The organism is Streptomyces sp. NPDC019531 (assembly GCF_044903305.1).
Lineage (GTDB): Bacteria > Actinomycetota > Actinomycetes > Streptomycetales > Streptomycetaceae > Streptomyces.
In genome coordinates this window covers 160,590-174,090 of the sequence record NZ_JBJDQL010000007.1, presented here as the reverse complement: position 1 = coordinate 174,090, position 13,501 = coordinate 160,590, and the positions used below count along the sequence as shown (strand labels likewise).

The window sequence follows — 13,501 nt, the reverse complement described above, 5'->3', positions numbered from 1 at the left end:
CGTCCCTGGATCAGCCGTGCAGGATGCGCAGCAGCTCAGAGCGCAGGACCTTGCCCGCCGCGCTGCGCGGCAGGCCGTCCGTTCGGTGGACAACCTGCGGGACTTTGTACGGGGCCAGCGAGGACACGAGATGGTTCATCAGTTCCTGTCGGTCGAAGGCATCCCCGGCCTCCACGAACAGGCACAACCGGGTGGCGCCCGGCGTTGAGGTGTCGCCCACCAGCGCGCAGTCCTTGACAGGCGCGTAGCGGCGTACCGCCGCCTCGACCTCTGTCGAGGACACCTTGTTGCCCGCGACATTGATGACACTGCCGACCCGGCCGAGCAGCGTCAGCCGCCCCGCGTCGTCGAAAGCGCCCAGGTCACCGGTTCGGCCGGGAACGCCGAGCAGTTCCGCTCGGCCGCCCTCGTCGAGCAGTCGGGCCGGTGCGCCAGCGGCGTGTACCACGACTTCGTCGCCGGCCGGCCCCGGTGCGAGGGAGAGGGCGATGCCGGGTACCGCGCGGCCCACAGAGCCGGACAGCCCCTCGGTGTCGTGGGTGAGCATGCCGTACTCGGAGGTGCCGAAGTGCTCGACCAGGGGCCAGCCCACGCCGCGTTCCCAGGCGGCCCGGTGCTCAGGAGTGAGCGGAGAACCCGCCGATACGCACAACCGGGGGACGCGGCGGGCGGCGAGCCCGGTCGCGTACCACTGGTAGAGCAGCGGTACGGAGAGCAGCAGATCCACCCGCTGCTCATCCAGCGTGGCGGCGAGCGCCTTGGGGCCGGTACGCCGAGCCGTCCCGGCGTAGGTGGCGCCCGCCATCAGCGCGGTGATGATGCCGCCGCAGACGGCGTAGCTGTGATGCGGCGGTGTGGTGCACAGCATCACTTCACCTGGCGCGAGGGAGAGGGCGTAGGCGAACGCGGCGGCGTTGCCCGCCACTGCGGACCACGGACGTTCGACACACTTGGGCGGGCCGCTGACGCCGGAGGTGGTGAGGCCGAGGCCCGGGGTCGCGGTGTCCGGCGCCGCACGGAAGATGTCCTGCGCCCGCACGTGCTCCGGCAGCCGGCCTTCGGCGTCCAGCAGCAGCAGACCGACCCCGGCGGCAGCCGCGGCCACCACCGAGACGGCCACCTCGACGGGGCAGCCCGCGACCAGGTGGCGCCGCCCGGGGCCGCCCTCGCCGCGCCACTGGTCGGCTCTCCGCTGCGCGCGCAGCGCCAGATCACCGTAATTGATGGCGGCGTCGGGCGAGACAACTGCCGGGCGCCGGGGCGCGGACGACGCGAACGACGCCACGCGGGCGGGCAGATCAGTGATCTCGGTGACCTCGCTGAAGTCCGTCATGAGAGCACCACCGCGTCGCGCCGGCCCGGATCGCCGGACAGCACCACCAGAGGAGTTCGCGCCTCGGTCAGCGTACGCAGCAGTCCCGGGCCTGCCTGGACCACAGGGGCACCGTGCTGCTCGGCCAGCCGCTGCGCCCCAGCGTCGTCGATGCCGCGACGCACCGTGATGGCGGGGGCATCCTCGCCCTCCTGACCTGCGGTCAGTACCAGCGCTGCGGCACGGCCGGTCGGAAGTGCGCCATCGTCCGGCAGGCCGGGGCCGTCCGAGCGGGCGAACGCTGCGAACGGGGTCAGTGCCTCGTACTCGGCGACCACCACGGAGGCCACGCGCCCGGAGCGGATGCGGCGGACGGCGTGGGCGAGGGCCTGAAGCTCCGCGTCCGGTCCCAGCAGAGTGGAGCCCGCACCTCCGACACCGAGAGCCAGCGCGGCGGCCGACAGGAGGGAATGCGGCGAGTAGTAGAGAAACTGCTCGGGGTCGAGCCACCGCGGGCCCGCCTCGCGCAGCTGTTCGTGCATCAACTCCCCGACATGGCAGGTTCCGTACCAGGTCGCGGTGATGAACTCGCTCTCCTCGGCGACCAGATGGCAGCCCGCCTGCCCCAAAGCCTGGCCCACGGTCGAGACGAAGCAGTCGACGAGTTCCCGCGTGAGGGCGGAGGCCTGCCCCCAGCCCTCCCTGCCGAGCTGCCGTACGTTCCAGTGCGGGGTGAGGTCGAACTCCGCGGCGGCGGAGCCCACTTGGGTGACGATCATGCTCGCTCCCATACGAGTGCCGTGTTGATGCCGCCCAGTCCGCAGGAGATCGACAACGCGTACCGGGCCTGGAGCTGCCGTGGCTCACGTACGATGTCGAGGTCCGCGAACAGCTGGTCGGCCGGCTCCATCCCCGTCGTGGGAGTGAGCATCCCGTGCGCCAGCGACAGTAGGCACACCTGTGACTCGATCACGCCGGCGGCGCCCTGGCAGTGCCACAGCAGGCCCTTGGAGCTGTTGAGCGCCAGTCCCGGCAGCCCGGGGCCGAAGACGGCTCGCAGTGCCTCGGTCTCCGCGATGTCTCCGCGCCTGGTGCCCGGTCCATGGGCGTTGACGAAGGAGATGTCCGACAGCGCGATACCCGAGTCCGCGACGGCGCGCAGCACCGCCAGTTCGATGCCCGCTGCCTCCGGAGCGGCCAGGTGTGTCGTATGGCTGCTGGCTCCGTATCCGATGAGCCGGCCGAGGGGCCGGCCGACTGGTCCCGTGCCGGGGCGCCGCAGCAGAATGGCGGCGGCGGCCTCGGACACGGCGATGCCGCCCCGGGCGGAGCTGAAGGGGCGGCAGCCGCGTGGGCTCAGGGTGCGCAGCGCTGCCAGGCCGTGGAAGGCGGTTTTGGAGACCGTGTCAACCCCGACGACCAGGACCTCGTCCGCCTCTTCGGCACGCAGCAGATCCAGGGCATGGCCCAGTGCCACGGCCCCTGCCGCGGACGCGCTGCCGATGACCGTGGCGGTGCCACCCAGACCGAGCGAGGCGGCGGCGCGCCGGGCGATGGTACCGACGAAGGGCGAGCCGGACGGGGGGCCGACGTCTTCGTCCCGGGCCGCGTCCAGGGCATGGGACAGGGCGTTGCCGCCGGTGTCGGTGGTGCCCACCACCAGGTGGACGCGGTCGCGGTTGTGCAACCGCGCTTCGCCAAGGGCTTCTTCGGCTGCCGCGTACAGCAGGGCGAACAGCCGGTCGGGATCGCTGATCTCCTTGTCACCGGCGCCGGGGATGGCTCCCACCAGGTGACCGCGTTGCGGCTGATAGGGCGCGGGCACCCGATGGGCCCGCTCGTTGAGCAGTGACTCCCACAGCTCGCCGACGCCGTGGCCGGTAGGGGCTACGACGCCCAGGCCGGCGACCTCCACGGCCCTGGTGGTGGCGCCGACGGCGGACGAGTCCGGGTCCAGGGCCGATGCGGTGCCGATCACCTCGGCCAGCGTGGTGATCGAGACGTCAGGGGCGAACAGCACCTCGTCGTCGATCACCACGCCCGTGCTCTGCTGGAGTTCGGCGGTGATCGCGATCAAGGCGACCGAGTCGAGTCCCAAGCTGCGCAGCGGCTCGTCGTCGGCAAGCCGCTCGACGGGTTCCGGTCCGGTGCGGGTGGCGAGCGCTGCCCGAACCAGCGCTTTCGGCTCAGTCATGGTTGACGGCGGCCTCTGCCGCCCGGAACCCGGCCGCGGTGGCCTCAAGGGCAGTCTCTATGTCCTGCTGGGTCATCGCGCCGCAGATGTACCAGTGGTGGTTGGGGTGCAGCAGCACTCCGCGCCGTACCGTCTCGGTGTAGAACAGGTCTTGGATACGCTGTCGCACCTCCTCGTCGCCCTCGGTGAAGCGCAGGAACGGCATCTGCGGCACTCCCGCGACCTCCGCGTCCAGCGTCGAACCCGCGACCTGGGCACGCAGCCCCTGCTGGAACTGCTCGCCCAGCGACTCGATGCGCTTGAGGAGTGCGGAATCGCGCAGCTGGGTGATGGTGGCGATGGCGGCGGCCATCTCGGCGCCGTTCACATGGAAGGTGGAGCCGATGTGGACCTCGCCAACGGAACGCATCATCCGCTCGGTGCCTACAAGGGCAGAGATCGGGTAGCCGTTCGCCATCGCCTTGCTGAAGGTGACCAGGTCGGCTGAGACACCGTACTTTTCCTGGGCGCCGCCCAGGCACATGCGGAAACCGGAGCGCATCTCGTCGAGCACGAACAACGCCCCGTTCCGGTGCGCGAGTTCGGCGGCAGCCTGGAGGAACCCGGGCGCCGGCGGATCCACCTCGAACGGCATCATCAGCAGACAGGCGACCTGGCCCGGATACCGGGCAAACTCTGCTTCCAGACTGGCCAGATCGTTGTACCGGAAAGTGCTGACGACCTCCTGCGCCGCCGCGGGAACACCGCCGGGGCGGTTGGCGCACCAGTCGTGCCAGCCGTTGTAGCCCCAGCGGATGACCCGCTCCCGGCCGGTGTGCGCCCGGCTCACTCGTACCGCCGCGCTGGTCGCGTCGGAACCGCTCTTGAGGAGGAACACCCGCTCGCCGCCCGGGATGACCGAGGTCAGCAGCTCGGCCAGCTCCACCTGTACGCGCTTGCGCAGGGTGATCGCGAAGCCGTCCCGTATCTCCTTGGTGACCGCCTCGGAGACCACTGGGTCGGCATGGCCGAGAATGATGGTGCCGTAGGCGAGGATGAAGTCGAGGTATTTGTTGCCGTCGACGTCCCACACATGGGCTCCGGAAGCGCGCTCCGCGAACATCGGGTACTCGCCGTCGACGAGCCGGTCCCGCTGCAGGACGTATCCGGAGTACGCCAGGGTGGCGTCCACCTGGGCCGCACGGCCCAGCAGTTCCCTGGAACCGCTCAGTTGGAGCGGCGGATGCGGAATGTATTTCATCGGCTGATCTCCATTGATGGTCATGGCTCAGAAGGCGGGGATCCCCAGAGTTTTCCGGTGATTCAGTGGAGCACCAGCTTCGGGCGGGCACACCGAGAGCCGCGTGGTCCTGACAGTTTGTTGCCAGTGTCTGAAAGGCGAGAGTCAGTCCCATTCGCTTTCTTTCAGAACTCTCTGCGTGGCGTCATATGTCAGCCGAGCGGCAGCGCCGGGTGATGCGCGGTCCAAAGCATCGGACATTACCTCCACGGCGGCTCCCGATAGCCGGGTCTGCCCCCTGAGCGCCCTGAGCGCCTCGACGATGCCGGCCACCCCTTCACCGGGGACACGCCGCAGATGGCGGGCCTCATGGCGCAGATCGGAGTGCGCGACGGGCTGCGCGTCACAGATCTGCACGGAGATGACCCGGTCGGGCGGCAACTGCGCCAGTTCAAGGGCACCGACACCCGTGCGGTGACAGTGCCAGGTGTCGATCAGCAATCCGCCATTGGGCCGACCGGCCTCTTCGACAATGCGGTTCGCCTGCGAGAGCGAGGTGATCGCGCCGTACGGCATGAATTCGAGCGGCACCAGCAGACCGGAGTCTTCGGCTCGTCGGCAGATCCGTGCATATTCCCTGATGAGGTCGGTCTGCGCTGTGCCGTCCGGCAATCCGGCGTTGACGCACCGGGTGCCGAAGACGCGGGCGATGTGGAATGCCTCATTCTCCTCCTCGGCCGATTCGGTGCTCTGCTTTGTCCACCAGGAACGAAGCAGCTCCACTTCCATGACCCGGATTCCGTGGTCGGCTACAAGGCTTCTCATCCCCGCATCGGACCAGCCCTGAGCCCTGGCCGTGCGGTAGTCGTTGATACGCAGACCTATGCCGTCGAAACCGGAGTCGGCCGCGGCCCGGATCCGGTCCTTGAAGTCGGCGGCACGGAGGGTCATGGCACTGAGTACGGTCGAGGTTTCCCTCACCCTGCCGCCTCGGCATTCATAACGATTTTGGCGATGTCGGCGGGTGCGAGTTCGCGTCGGCTTCCGCAGATCAGGAGCGATTCCATGCCGCGGAGCATGTGCTGGGCCTGATCTGGGGTGAAGTATTGGGTGTCGAAGAAAAGACTCAGAGTGATCCGGTCGTCGCTGGGAAGACCGGTGAGCATGAACAGAGCCCTCGGGCCCGACGACCAGTCGGTGTCGGCGGCCCCCGCGAGCGTAGTGCGTGAACGGGCTTTCTCGATGTCCTGTGCTGTGACCTCGATCAGTCTTTCAGAGCGCGGGATGCGGGCGTCGTTGAATCTGTAGGTGAAGTCGACCGTCGTCCCGAAGGCATGGTTGAACCTGTCGAGGACCGGGGACAGGGACGCCGGGTCGTAGTGGCTGTGCCGATAGGCGAGCATGGCGGCTCTGCCCGTGCTCCGAACGATGTCCCCGAAATCCGCGCCCGCCAGGGAAACAGAGACCGGCATGGACTGGACAAATGCACCTATGGCCTCCCTCTCGGATCTTTCGCGACGGTTTGCGACAGAAATCTCATAGAAGGGTTGCGACACCCCGAGATGAATCCCGAGAATTGTTTCCGCTGCGGCGAGGAGGGCGTTCGATACCGTCGTTCTGTACTTTCCTGCGACAACGACGGCGGCGAGTTCGAGGGCCCGTGACTCTAGCCTCACCATCTGAATGCGTGGATATGTTGGACTTGGCAGCGCGGGTGCGAACAGGCCTGTCGGCAGACGGCCGAGCACACCCTCCCAGTGGCTCACCGCCTGCTCCGAAGAGTGCCGTGCTTCCGCCCCCGCCTCCTTGACAACTTGATGCCGCGGTTGCCAGATGGGCGTCCGGTCGTCACGGAGCGAACCACCGTCGCCCATGAGCGAGTTCAGCTGGCGGATCAGATTAATTTTTCCGATGCCGTCGATCGCGATGTGATCTGCGGCCACGATCAGATAGTCCGGCCGGTCGTCCGCGAGGACCACGGCGAATCGCACCGGCCATTCTTCAGAGAGATCGATGATCTGATTCGTCAATGAGCTCCGCAGGTTGTCCGCCACGGCGTTCGTATCGGCACCTGAGTCGAGCCGGTGCAGAACCACCGAGACGGTGCCCCGCTCGCAGGCTGCTTGCCGGCGGGTGCCGTCGGGGCCGACTGGATACTTCGTCCGCAGGCTCTCGTTTCTTTCCACCGTGAGTCTGATGGCCTTGAGTACATCCCCCAGTACCGCCTTGTCCGGGAGGGGTATTTTCAAGGTCAGGGTGGTGTTGGGCAGATCCTTGGGGTCGAACAGACCGGAATGGTGCTGCCACCAGATCTGTGCCCAGGTCAGCCGGTTCTCATAAGGTCCCGGTCCTTCGAAGCCCAGGCGGACCACATCAGTTTCGGTCATCAGCCCTCCCGATCCAGGTCCATGGGTGCTTGAACGCAGTAGGTCCGGCCGAGCGAGGCTGCGGCGGACATATTCACCTCGACACCGCTCGCGTGCAGCGTGCCGATCGTTTTCAACAGGCTGAGCCGTTCGGAGGTCTGGCGCCGGCACGTAGCCACCAGCCGGGCGTCGCGGATGCCCAGGCCGACCAAAGTGTCCCGGATCGATGAGGTGAGTAGACCGTGTGGACCGATCTCCAGAAAGAGCCGTCGGCCGTCGAGAGCCAGCTCCGTCACGGCCTGGAGCAGCCGGACCGGGCCCCGCAGATTACGGACCCAGTACGCGGCGTCGGCCAGTGCGCCGTCCGGCCCGGGGACCACCGTGGACACCCAGGGAATGTCCGGCTTCCCCACCCGCAGGCCCGCCGCGCCGGCACTCAGTTCCTCGAGTACGTCATCCACCAGATGGCTGTGTGACGCGGCGTCGATACGTATACGGCGGCACCGGACTCCGGCCGGTTCCAGCTCGGCGATGAGCCGGTCGACGCGGTCGGCGTCACCGGTGACGACGGTCTCGGCGGGACTCGCATAGACAGCGACGGACAGACGTCCGCCCGCAGGCCCCGTACGCATCTCGACCTCCGGCGCGGACAGGCCGACCGACACCATCGCGCCCCGCCCGCCACTGCTGCGGGCCAGCAGCCGGGACCGCAGACAGATCACCCGCACCGCGTCAGGGAGGGGCAGCGCGCCACTGATGTGGGCCGCTGCTACCTCTCCCACGCTGTGGCCGACCACTGCCGCAGGGCGCACACCGGCCGCCAGCAGCCAGCGGGCGAGGGCTACTTGATAGGCGAACGTCACCGGCTGGATTCGGTCGATACGCTCGTACTGGGCGGCGTCCGCCTCCTCCAGGATGCGGCGGACGCCGAACCCGGCCTCTGCGGACACCAGAGCATCGATCTCGTCGATCGTGTCGCGGAACACCGGGGCCGACAACAGCAATTCACGTCCCATGCCCGGCCACTGCCCGCCGTGACCGCCGAAGCACCACACGGCCTGGGGGCCGACCTGGCCCCGGCAGGGCACCGCGTTCGCCGGGGAGCCACCCTCGGCGAACTCACGCAGGGTCCGTGACAGCCTGGACCGGTCCGCCGCTGCCACGACGAGGAGTTCGGGTCCCTCCGGCAGCCGCTGAAGGCCCGCTGCGTCCGTCAGCTCCGCCAGTTCCTCGCCGGCTGCCAGTGCGGTCGACAGAGAATGGGCCAAGCCAGTCAGCCCAGCCGTGACCACCGCGCCCAGCATCAGCAACAGCGGCGGGGGAAGCGTGGTCGTTGCGGCGGAATCGGTGCGGGTCACCACTGCCTCCCGTGATCAATGCGCGATGGCTCGCCATGACGATGATGACCCGGCAGTGCCCCGTACCGCTGTCCCGTGATCGTGGGACTGCCGACCGCCGCCCTCCATCCCGCACGATCACAAGGCGCCGGGCCTCCGCCACGAACACCGCATGAAGACCAGAGCCTGAGGAGAGACAGTGAGCGAGACCATCGACGGGACCGCGGCCCTCGAAGCGATTCGGCTGGCGCTCGCTGACCGGCCCCATCTGGAGAACCTGGCCGACCTGCCACCGACCGCCACCCTGAGCGAAGCGGGCATGGACTCGCTCGACTTGATCATCGTGTTCTCGTATTTCGAGGAGAAGTGGGAGATCGAGTTCGACAACGAGGAGGTGGACCCGCTCGGCTTCGACACCCTGGCCGCGCTGGCAAACACACTGGCGGCGCGAGTCAGCAGCGCCCGGAGCGAGGCGTGAGGGGCGCGGAGGCTCCGGCCGGCCCGGTCTTCGATCCGCAACGGGCTCTCGGCTGGCGGGATGTGGCCCTGGACGGGCTGAACTGCGTGCTGCGTTGCGTCGAGGCAACCCTCGCTCACCACGGCTACACCCCGCAGCAGATCGCGCGCTGTCTGGCCGGCGAACTGGATCTCCTCGGCCGGGACATGGCTCGTGAGTTCCCCGGATGCGCGCTGTCGTGGCGGACCGCCGACGGCGAGGGCGAGCGGAACTGGCAGTTCGTACTGGATTCGGTGACCGCAGGAACACCCGTGATCATCATGCCGGACCGCTACTACTGGCCCGGGGACGAGTTCGAGGGCCGTTTCCACTTCCACGACCATGCGGTGCTCGCATACGCCTGGTGCGAGGAGGAGGGTGTGCTCACCGTGCTGGACACGGACGCGCCGCCCGAGGACGGTTTCCGCAGGCGGCTGACGGAGTCGGCCCAGGTGCGCTCCGCGTGCACCCGGGTGGCGGCGCTCGACCTGACCTCTCCGGTGGATCAGCGGACGGGGGATGAATTCGGCAGGGCGCAGATCGTCACCCGCACCGCGCCCCTGGCCTCCGAGGCCATCGCGCTGCGCCACTTCTTCGGCGCACTGCGCGAGAACGGCCTGAGCGGAGAACTCGGACGCGGGCTGCATGTGCTGGTGCTCGGCGATCTCCAGCCGCTGCTGTTCCTGTTCGGCGAGGCTCTGACCGACGCGCAAGATCCGCAGGTCCTGCGGGTGCGACAGGCTGCGCTCTCTGCCGCCGCGGGTGCCAAGCGTCTGGGGCAGGCCCTGATCGCCGCACACTCGCAGCGGGATCGGCAACAGGGCTATCAAGCGGCTCTGGCACTGGCCGATCGCCTACTCAATGGTGTGGACAGCCTGGTCGCCGCCATGCGGGACGCGGGCGGCTCCGTCCTGGGCGGCCCTGACCCCGACAATGTCACCAGAGCTCTGCACGCCAAGCTGGCTGCCATCACGGAGACGTGCTTCGGGGAGGGAGCGCCCGCATGACCTCCGCCTTCCGGGCCGCACTGGTCACGGGGGCCTCGGGGCCCATCGGCAGTGCCATCTCTCGTAGGCTGGCTTCGGCAGGGATGAATGTCGCCCTGCACTACCGGCACAACGCCTCGTCGGCCCGGGCGCTCGCCCTCGAACTCGGCGCCTCCACCACGCGTCCTGGCCTAGTGGTCGGTGCGGACGTGGCGAAACCCGAGCAGGTGGAGCACATGGTGGACGAGGTGGCCGCCGCCTTCGGTGACATCGATGTGCTGGTGTGCGCCGCCGGCGTGCACAAGGACGCCCTGACGGTGACCAGTCCCGTGGAGGACCTGGACCACCTGGTGGACATCAACCTCAAGGGCAGCTACTTGTGCGCCAGGGCCGTGCTGCGCCGGATGGTACGGCGGGGCTCCGGCCGGATCGTGCTCGTGTCGTCCGTGGCGGGACTAAGAGGCTTCTCCGGCCAGGGAGCCTATTCCGCGGCGAAGGCGGGTCTGACGGGGCTGACCCGTACACTCGCCCGCGAGTACGGAGGCCGGGGCATCACGGTCAACTGCGTGGCTCCCGGCCTCATTCGGGATACGCCCGCGGAGCGCGCGCTGTCGGAGAAGCAGCGCGGCCGTCTGCTCGCCCATGTACCGGCGGGACGGGCAGGTACGGCCGCAGAGGTGGCGGGGCTGGTCGGTTTTCTGTGCGGCCCCGAGGCGGACTACGTCAACGGCCAGGTCATCGCCGTTGACGGAGGACAGACGGCATGAACTGGTTGATGGATGGGGAGTTGTCGTGACGTTGGAACTGGTGCCGGTCGACCGCGAGCCGGCCGACGGCGTGGTATTGCTGAGCGGAATCCCCGGCAGCGGCAAGAGCACGGTGGCTGCGGCGCTCGCCGCCCGGTTCGCGGCTGCGGCGCATATCGAGGTGGACGGCCTCCAGAACCTGATTGTCAGCGGCGGTCGGTGGCCGGCACCCGAGAAGAACGAGGAGGCCGACCGGCAGATCTTTCTCCGCGCCCGCAACGCGTGTCTCCTGGCGGACAGCTTTGTCACGGCCGGCTTCCTCCCGGTGATCGACGATGTGGTGGTGCGGCGCTCCCACATCGACTTCTACCGGTCCCAGCTCCGCAGCAAGCCGCTCCACTTCGTGGTTCTGGCTCCGGGAGCGGCCAAGGCCATGGAGCGCAATCTCGCCAGGGACAAGACGCTGACCACGGACTGGGGCTTCCTGGACGACGCCATGCGTGAGGAGATCGCGGACGAGGGCGTCTGGATCGATAGTGTCCAGCAGACCGTGGACGAGACCGTGGAGGCGATCCTGATCGCAACCGGTCTGCGTGGCCAGGGCACGCCCTAGCTGGCCATCGTTGGTCATCGAGCGAGTCGTCTCCGGCCAAGTCGTCGCCGTCGACTCGCGGGGCGAGTCCGACGACGGCCCGGTCTTCCCGCAGGAGGAGGCGCTGATCGCGTACGCCGTGGAGAAGCGGCGCCGGGAGTTCACCGGAGCGAGGAACTGCGCCCGTGAGGCGCTGGCAGAGCTTTCCGTTCCGCCGACGGCGATCCTGCCTGGAGTACGCGGCGCACCGGTCTGGCCGCCGGGTGTGGTCGGCAGCATGACCCACTGCGACGGCTACCGGTCGGCTGCCGTGGCCCGCACCGAGGACGTCCGTGCGATCGGGATCGACGCCGAGCCGCATGCGGCACTGCCCGCCGGCGTGCGGAGAAAGATCGTCACCGGTACGGCAGAGGCGGCCCAACTGCTTTGGCTGGCTGGCGAGTTCCCCACCGTGCACTGGGACCGGCTCATCTACAGCGCGAAGGAGTCCACGTACAAGGTCTGGTCAGTGCTGACAGGGAAGTGGCTGGGATTCCGGGACGCCCTGATCACACCGCATCCGCGGTCCGGCACCTTCGGCGTTCGACTGCTGGTTCCCGGGCCAGTGGTGGACGGTGTGACCGTCGACAGGTTCGAGGGCCGCTGGGTGGTCCAGGACGGGCTGGTGGTGACGGCGATCGTGCTCAACGCCCCAGCATCACGACGACGGACCGCACCTCGGCCACCGGTACATCCACCGCGGTGACCGAGACAACGGTGGTCAGCAGTTCGCGGTTTCCGATCTTGTCGATCGAGGTCACCCGCACCAGGCAGCGCAGCGCGTCGCCCGCGTGGACCGGGCGGTGCGTGGTGAATCCCGACTCGAGATGACGCAACGACTCCAGGTCCGCTCCGAACCCGGGGTCGTCGAACAGCGGCCGTTCCGCGCGCAGTGCCAGCGCGGCGACATAGGTCGGCGCCGCCACGATCGCGGGATACCCGTACCGGGCGGCGGCCTCGGTATCCCGGCACACGGGGTTGGACTCGCCGAGCGCGTCGGCGAAGGCTATGAGTTCCTGTGCGGTGACACGGTGCTCGAACGCTGGCTGAAGAACCCGGCCCAGATAGGCCCGATTCAGCGGCACGGTTCTTCCCCGTCGCCCGGGGGCAGTTGTGACAGGACAGCGGCGATCCGGGAACTTCCCTCACGTTCCATGGCCTTGTAGTGGTCAGCGCCCAGGACATGGTTGGTGATCGATCCGGCATGGGGGGACCAGCCGAGATCCGATGTCTGGCCGCAGCAGAAAAGCGTGATGCCACCGCTGTATGCGGTGGGTGTGTACGTCCGCATGGCCATGATGTTGGCCAGTACCGTGTCGTATATGTCGCCGAGGCGTGCCAACGGAAAATCGGCGTCGAAGACCCCATGCCCGACGCACAGCCCGTGCAAGGTGCTCACCGCCGCGTCCCGCTCCAGGCCGCGCAGCGCAGTCCCCTTCACATTGGCCTTGAGTACGGTTCTGACGAGCAGATCCCAGGGGTCGATCGCCGAAAGATCGCGGAGATCGGTGTCGACCATCGCGACAAAGGGATGCTCACCGGTGCGTTCGTACAGCCGCCGCGCGCATTCGTACGCGACGATGCCACCCATCGAGTAGCCGAGCAGCCGGTACGGTCCGCGGGGCCGCAGCCGGACGATCTTCTCCACATAGGTCGCGGCCATCTGCTCGATGCTGTCCTGCGCGAGCAGTCCGTCGCTGAGACCGGCCGACTGGAAGGCGTAGACCGGCTGCTCCTCGCCCAGCGTCCGGGCCAGTTCGAAGAAGCGCGACACGTTTCCGCTGACCGGGTGGATGCAGAACAGCGGAGGGCGCCTCCCCTGCGGGTTCAGCGGAACAAGCACGGTGGCCTCGGTGACGGAACCCCCGAGTATTGCGGCGATCCCGGAGACGGTGGGGTTGCGTACCAGTTCGGCGAGAGAGATATCGCACCCGAAGCGGCTGTTGAGCTGTGGCAGGAGGCGTACGGCGCTAAACGAATCACCACCGACATGGAAGAAGCTGTCATGGACGCCAAAGGCGGTGTGACCAAGCAACTGGGTCCAGATTTCGATGAGTTTCTGCTCGATATCCGACCGGGGAGCAATGCTCTCCATCAACCGTACTCCTGCCTTCGTATGGTCATCTGCCCCACGAGCCGTACGGCATTGGCGCCAGGCCATCCTGAATCCGGCACTGATCGCTCCCACCCCCCGTGGCCACAAGTTGCCTCTGT

General features: G+C 68.2%; 14 protein-coding genes. 5 read left to right on the top strand and 9 right to left on the bottom strand.

Going from position 1 to position 13,501, the window contains the following annotated elements:
• Positions 1-10 precede the first annotated feature (10 nt).
• The 7 genes from ACI2L1_RS11820 to ACI2L1_RS11790 all read right to left on the bottom strand — a co-directional run bounded on the left by ACI2L1_RS11820 (position 11) and on the right by ACI2L1_RS11790 (position 8,449).
• Positions 11-1,333 carry a class I adenylate-forming enzyme family protein gene (locus ACI2L1_RS11820; protein ID WP_404739161.1) on the bottom strand — a complete coding sequence of 441 codons (1,323 nt, stop codon included), beginning with the start codon at positions 1,331-1,333 and terminating at the stop codon, positions 11-13.
• The gene (locus tag ACI2L1_RS11815; RefSeq protein ID WP_404739160.1) at positions 1,330-2,091 is read right to left on the bottom strand and encodes a hypothetical protein; all 762 of its coding nucleotides are present in this window, start codon (positions 2,089-2,091) and stop codon (positions 1,330-1,332) included. Before ACI2L1_RS11815 ends, ACI2L1_RS11820 begins: the two co-directional genes overlap by 4 nt.
• Positions 2,088-3,506 carry a beta-ketoacyl synthase N-terminal-like domain-containing protein gene (locus tag ACI2L1_RS11810; protein WP_404739159.1) on the bottom strand — a complete coding sequence of 473 codons (1,419 nt, stop codon included), beginning with the start codon at positions 3,504-3,506 and terminating at the stop codon, positions 2,088-2,090. Before ACI2L1_RS11810 ends, ACI2L1_RS11815 begins: the two co-directional genes overlap by 4 nt.
• Positions 3,499-4,746 (bottom strand): aspartate aminotransferase family protein, encoded by a 1,248-nt coding sequence (locus tag ACI2L1_RS11805; RefSeq protein ID WP_404739158.1) that lies wholly within the window; start codon positions 4,744-4,746, stop codon positions 3,499-3,501. Before ACI2L1_RS11805 ends, ACI2L1_RS11810 begins: the two co-directional genes overlap by 8 nt.
• Before the next feature lie 144 nt (positions 4,747-4,890).
• Complete coding sequence (locus ACI2L1_RS11800) at positions 4,891-5,676, bottom strand: sugar phosphate isomerase/epimerase family protein (RefSeq protein WP_404739157.1); 786 nt, start codon at positions 5,674-5,676, stop codon at positions 4,891-4,893.
• Positions 5,677-5,702: 26 nt separating this feature from the next.
• Complete coding sequence (locus ACI2L1_RS11795) at positions 5,703-7,112, bottom strand: condensation domain-containing protein (protein ID WP_404739156.1); 1,410 nt, start codon at positions 7,110-7,112, stop codon at positions 5,703-5,705.
• Positions 7,112-8,449 carry an acyltransferase domain-containing protein gene (locus ACI2L1_RS11790; protein WP_404739155.1) on the bottom strand — a complete coding sequence of 446 codons (1,338 nt, stop codon included), beginning with the start codon at positions 8,447-8,449 and terminating at the stop codon, positions 7,112-7,114. The genes ACI2L1_RS11795 and ACI2L1_RS11790 overlap by 1 nt, the downstream gene beginning before the upstream one ends.
• Before the next feature lie 178 nt (positions 8,450-8,627).
• On the opposite strand from ACI2L1_RS11790, the gene ACI2L1_RS11785 reads away from it, so the two are divergent.
• Genes ACI2L1_RS11785 through ACI2L1_RS11765 form a run of 5 tightly spaced genes read left to right on the top strand, consistent with a single transcriptional unit; the run spans position 8,628 to position 11,993 of the window.
• A complete protein-coding gene (locus ACI2L1_RS11785; protein ID WP_404739154.1) occupies positions 8,628-8,906 on the top strand; it encodes a phosphopantetheine-binding protein in 279 nt (92 codons plus the stop codon).
• A complete protein-coding gene (locus ACI2L1_RS11780; protein WP_404739153.1) occupies positions 8,903-9,931 on the top strand; it encodes a hypothetical protein in 1,029 nt (342 codons plus the stop codon). The genes ACI2L1_RS11785 and ACI2L1_RS11780 overlap by 4 nt, the downstream gene beginning before the upstream one ends.
• Positions 9,928-10,677, top strand: coding sequence for a 3-oxoacyl-ACP reductase family protein (locus ACI2L1_RS11775; protein WP_404739152.1), 750 nt, complete (start codon positions 9,928-9,930; stop codon positions 10,675-10,677). Before ACI2L1_RS11780 ends, ACI2L1_RS11775 begins: the two co-directional genes overlap by 4 nt.
• Before the next feature lie 25 nt (positions 10,678-10,702).
• Positions 10,703-11,269 carry an AAA family ATPase gene (locus ACI2L1_RS11770; protein ID WP_404739151.1) on the top strand — a complete coding sequence of 189 codons (567 nt, stop codon included), beginning with the start codon at positions 10,703-10,705 and terminating at the stop codon, positions 11,267-11,269.
• Between the two features lie 10 nt (positions 11,270-11,279).
• Positions 11,280-11,993, top strand: a complete 714-nt coding sequence (locus ACI2L1_RS11765; RefSeq protein ID WP_404739150.1) for a 4'-phosphopantetheinyl transferase — start codon at positions 11,280-11,282, stop codon at positions 11,991-11,993.
• Here ACI2L1_RS11765 and ACI2L1_RS11760 read toward each other — a convergent pair.
• On the bottom strand, positions 11,932-12,372 hold the full coding sequence (locus tag ACI2L1_RS11760) for a MaoC family dehydratase N-terminal domain-containing protein (RefSeq protein ID WP_404739149.1): 441 nt from the start codon (positions 12,370-12,372) through the stop codon (positions 11,932-11,934). The two genes, ACI2L1_RS11765 and ACI2L1_RS11760, sit on opposite strands and share 62 nt — an antisense overlap.
• Positions 12,363-13,382 carry a thioesterase domain-containing protein gene (locus ACI2L1_RS11755; RefSeq protein ID WP_404739148.1) on the bottom strand — a complete coding sequence of 340 codons (1,020 nt, stop codon included), beginning with the start codon at positions 13,380-13,382 and terminating at the stop codon, positions 12,363-12,365. Before ACI2L1_RS11755 ends, ACI2L1_RS11760 begins: the two co-directional genes overlap by 10 nt.
• Positions 13,383-13,501: the final 119 nt, after the last annotated feature.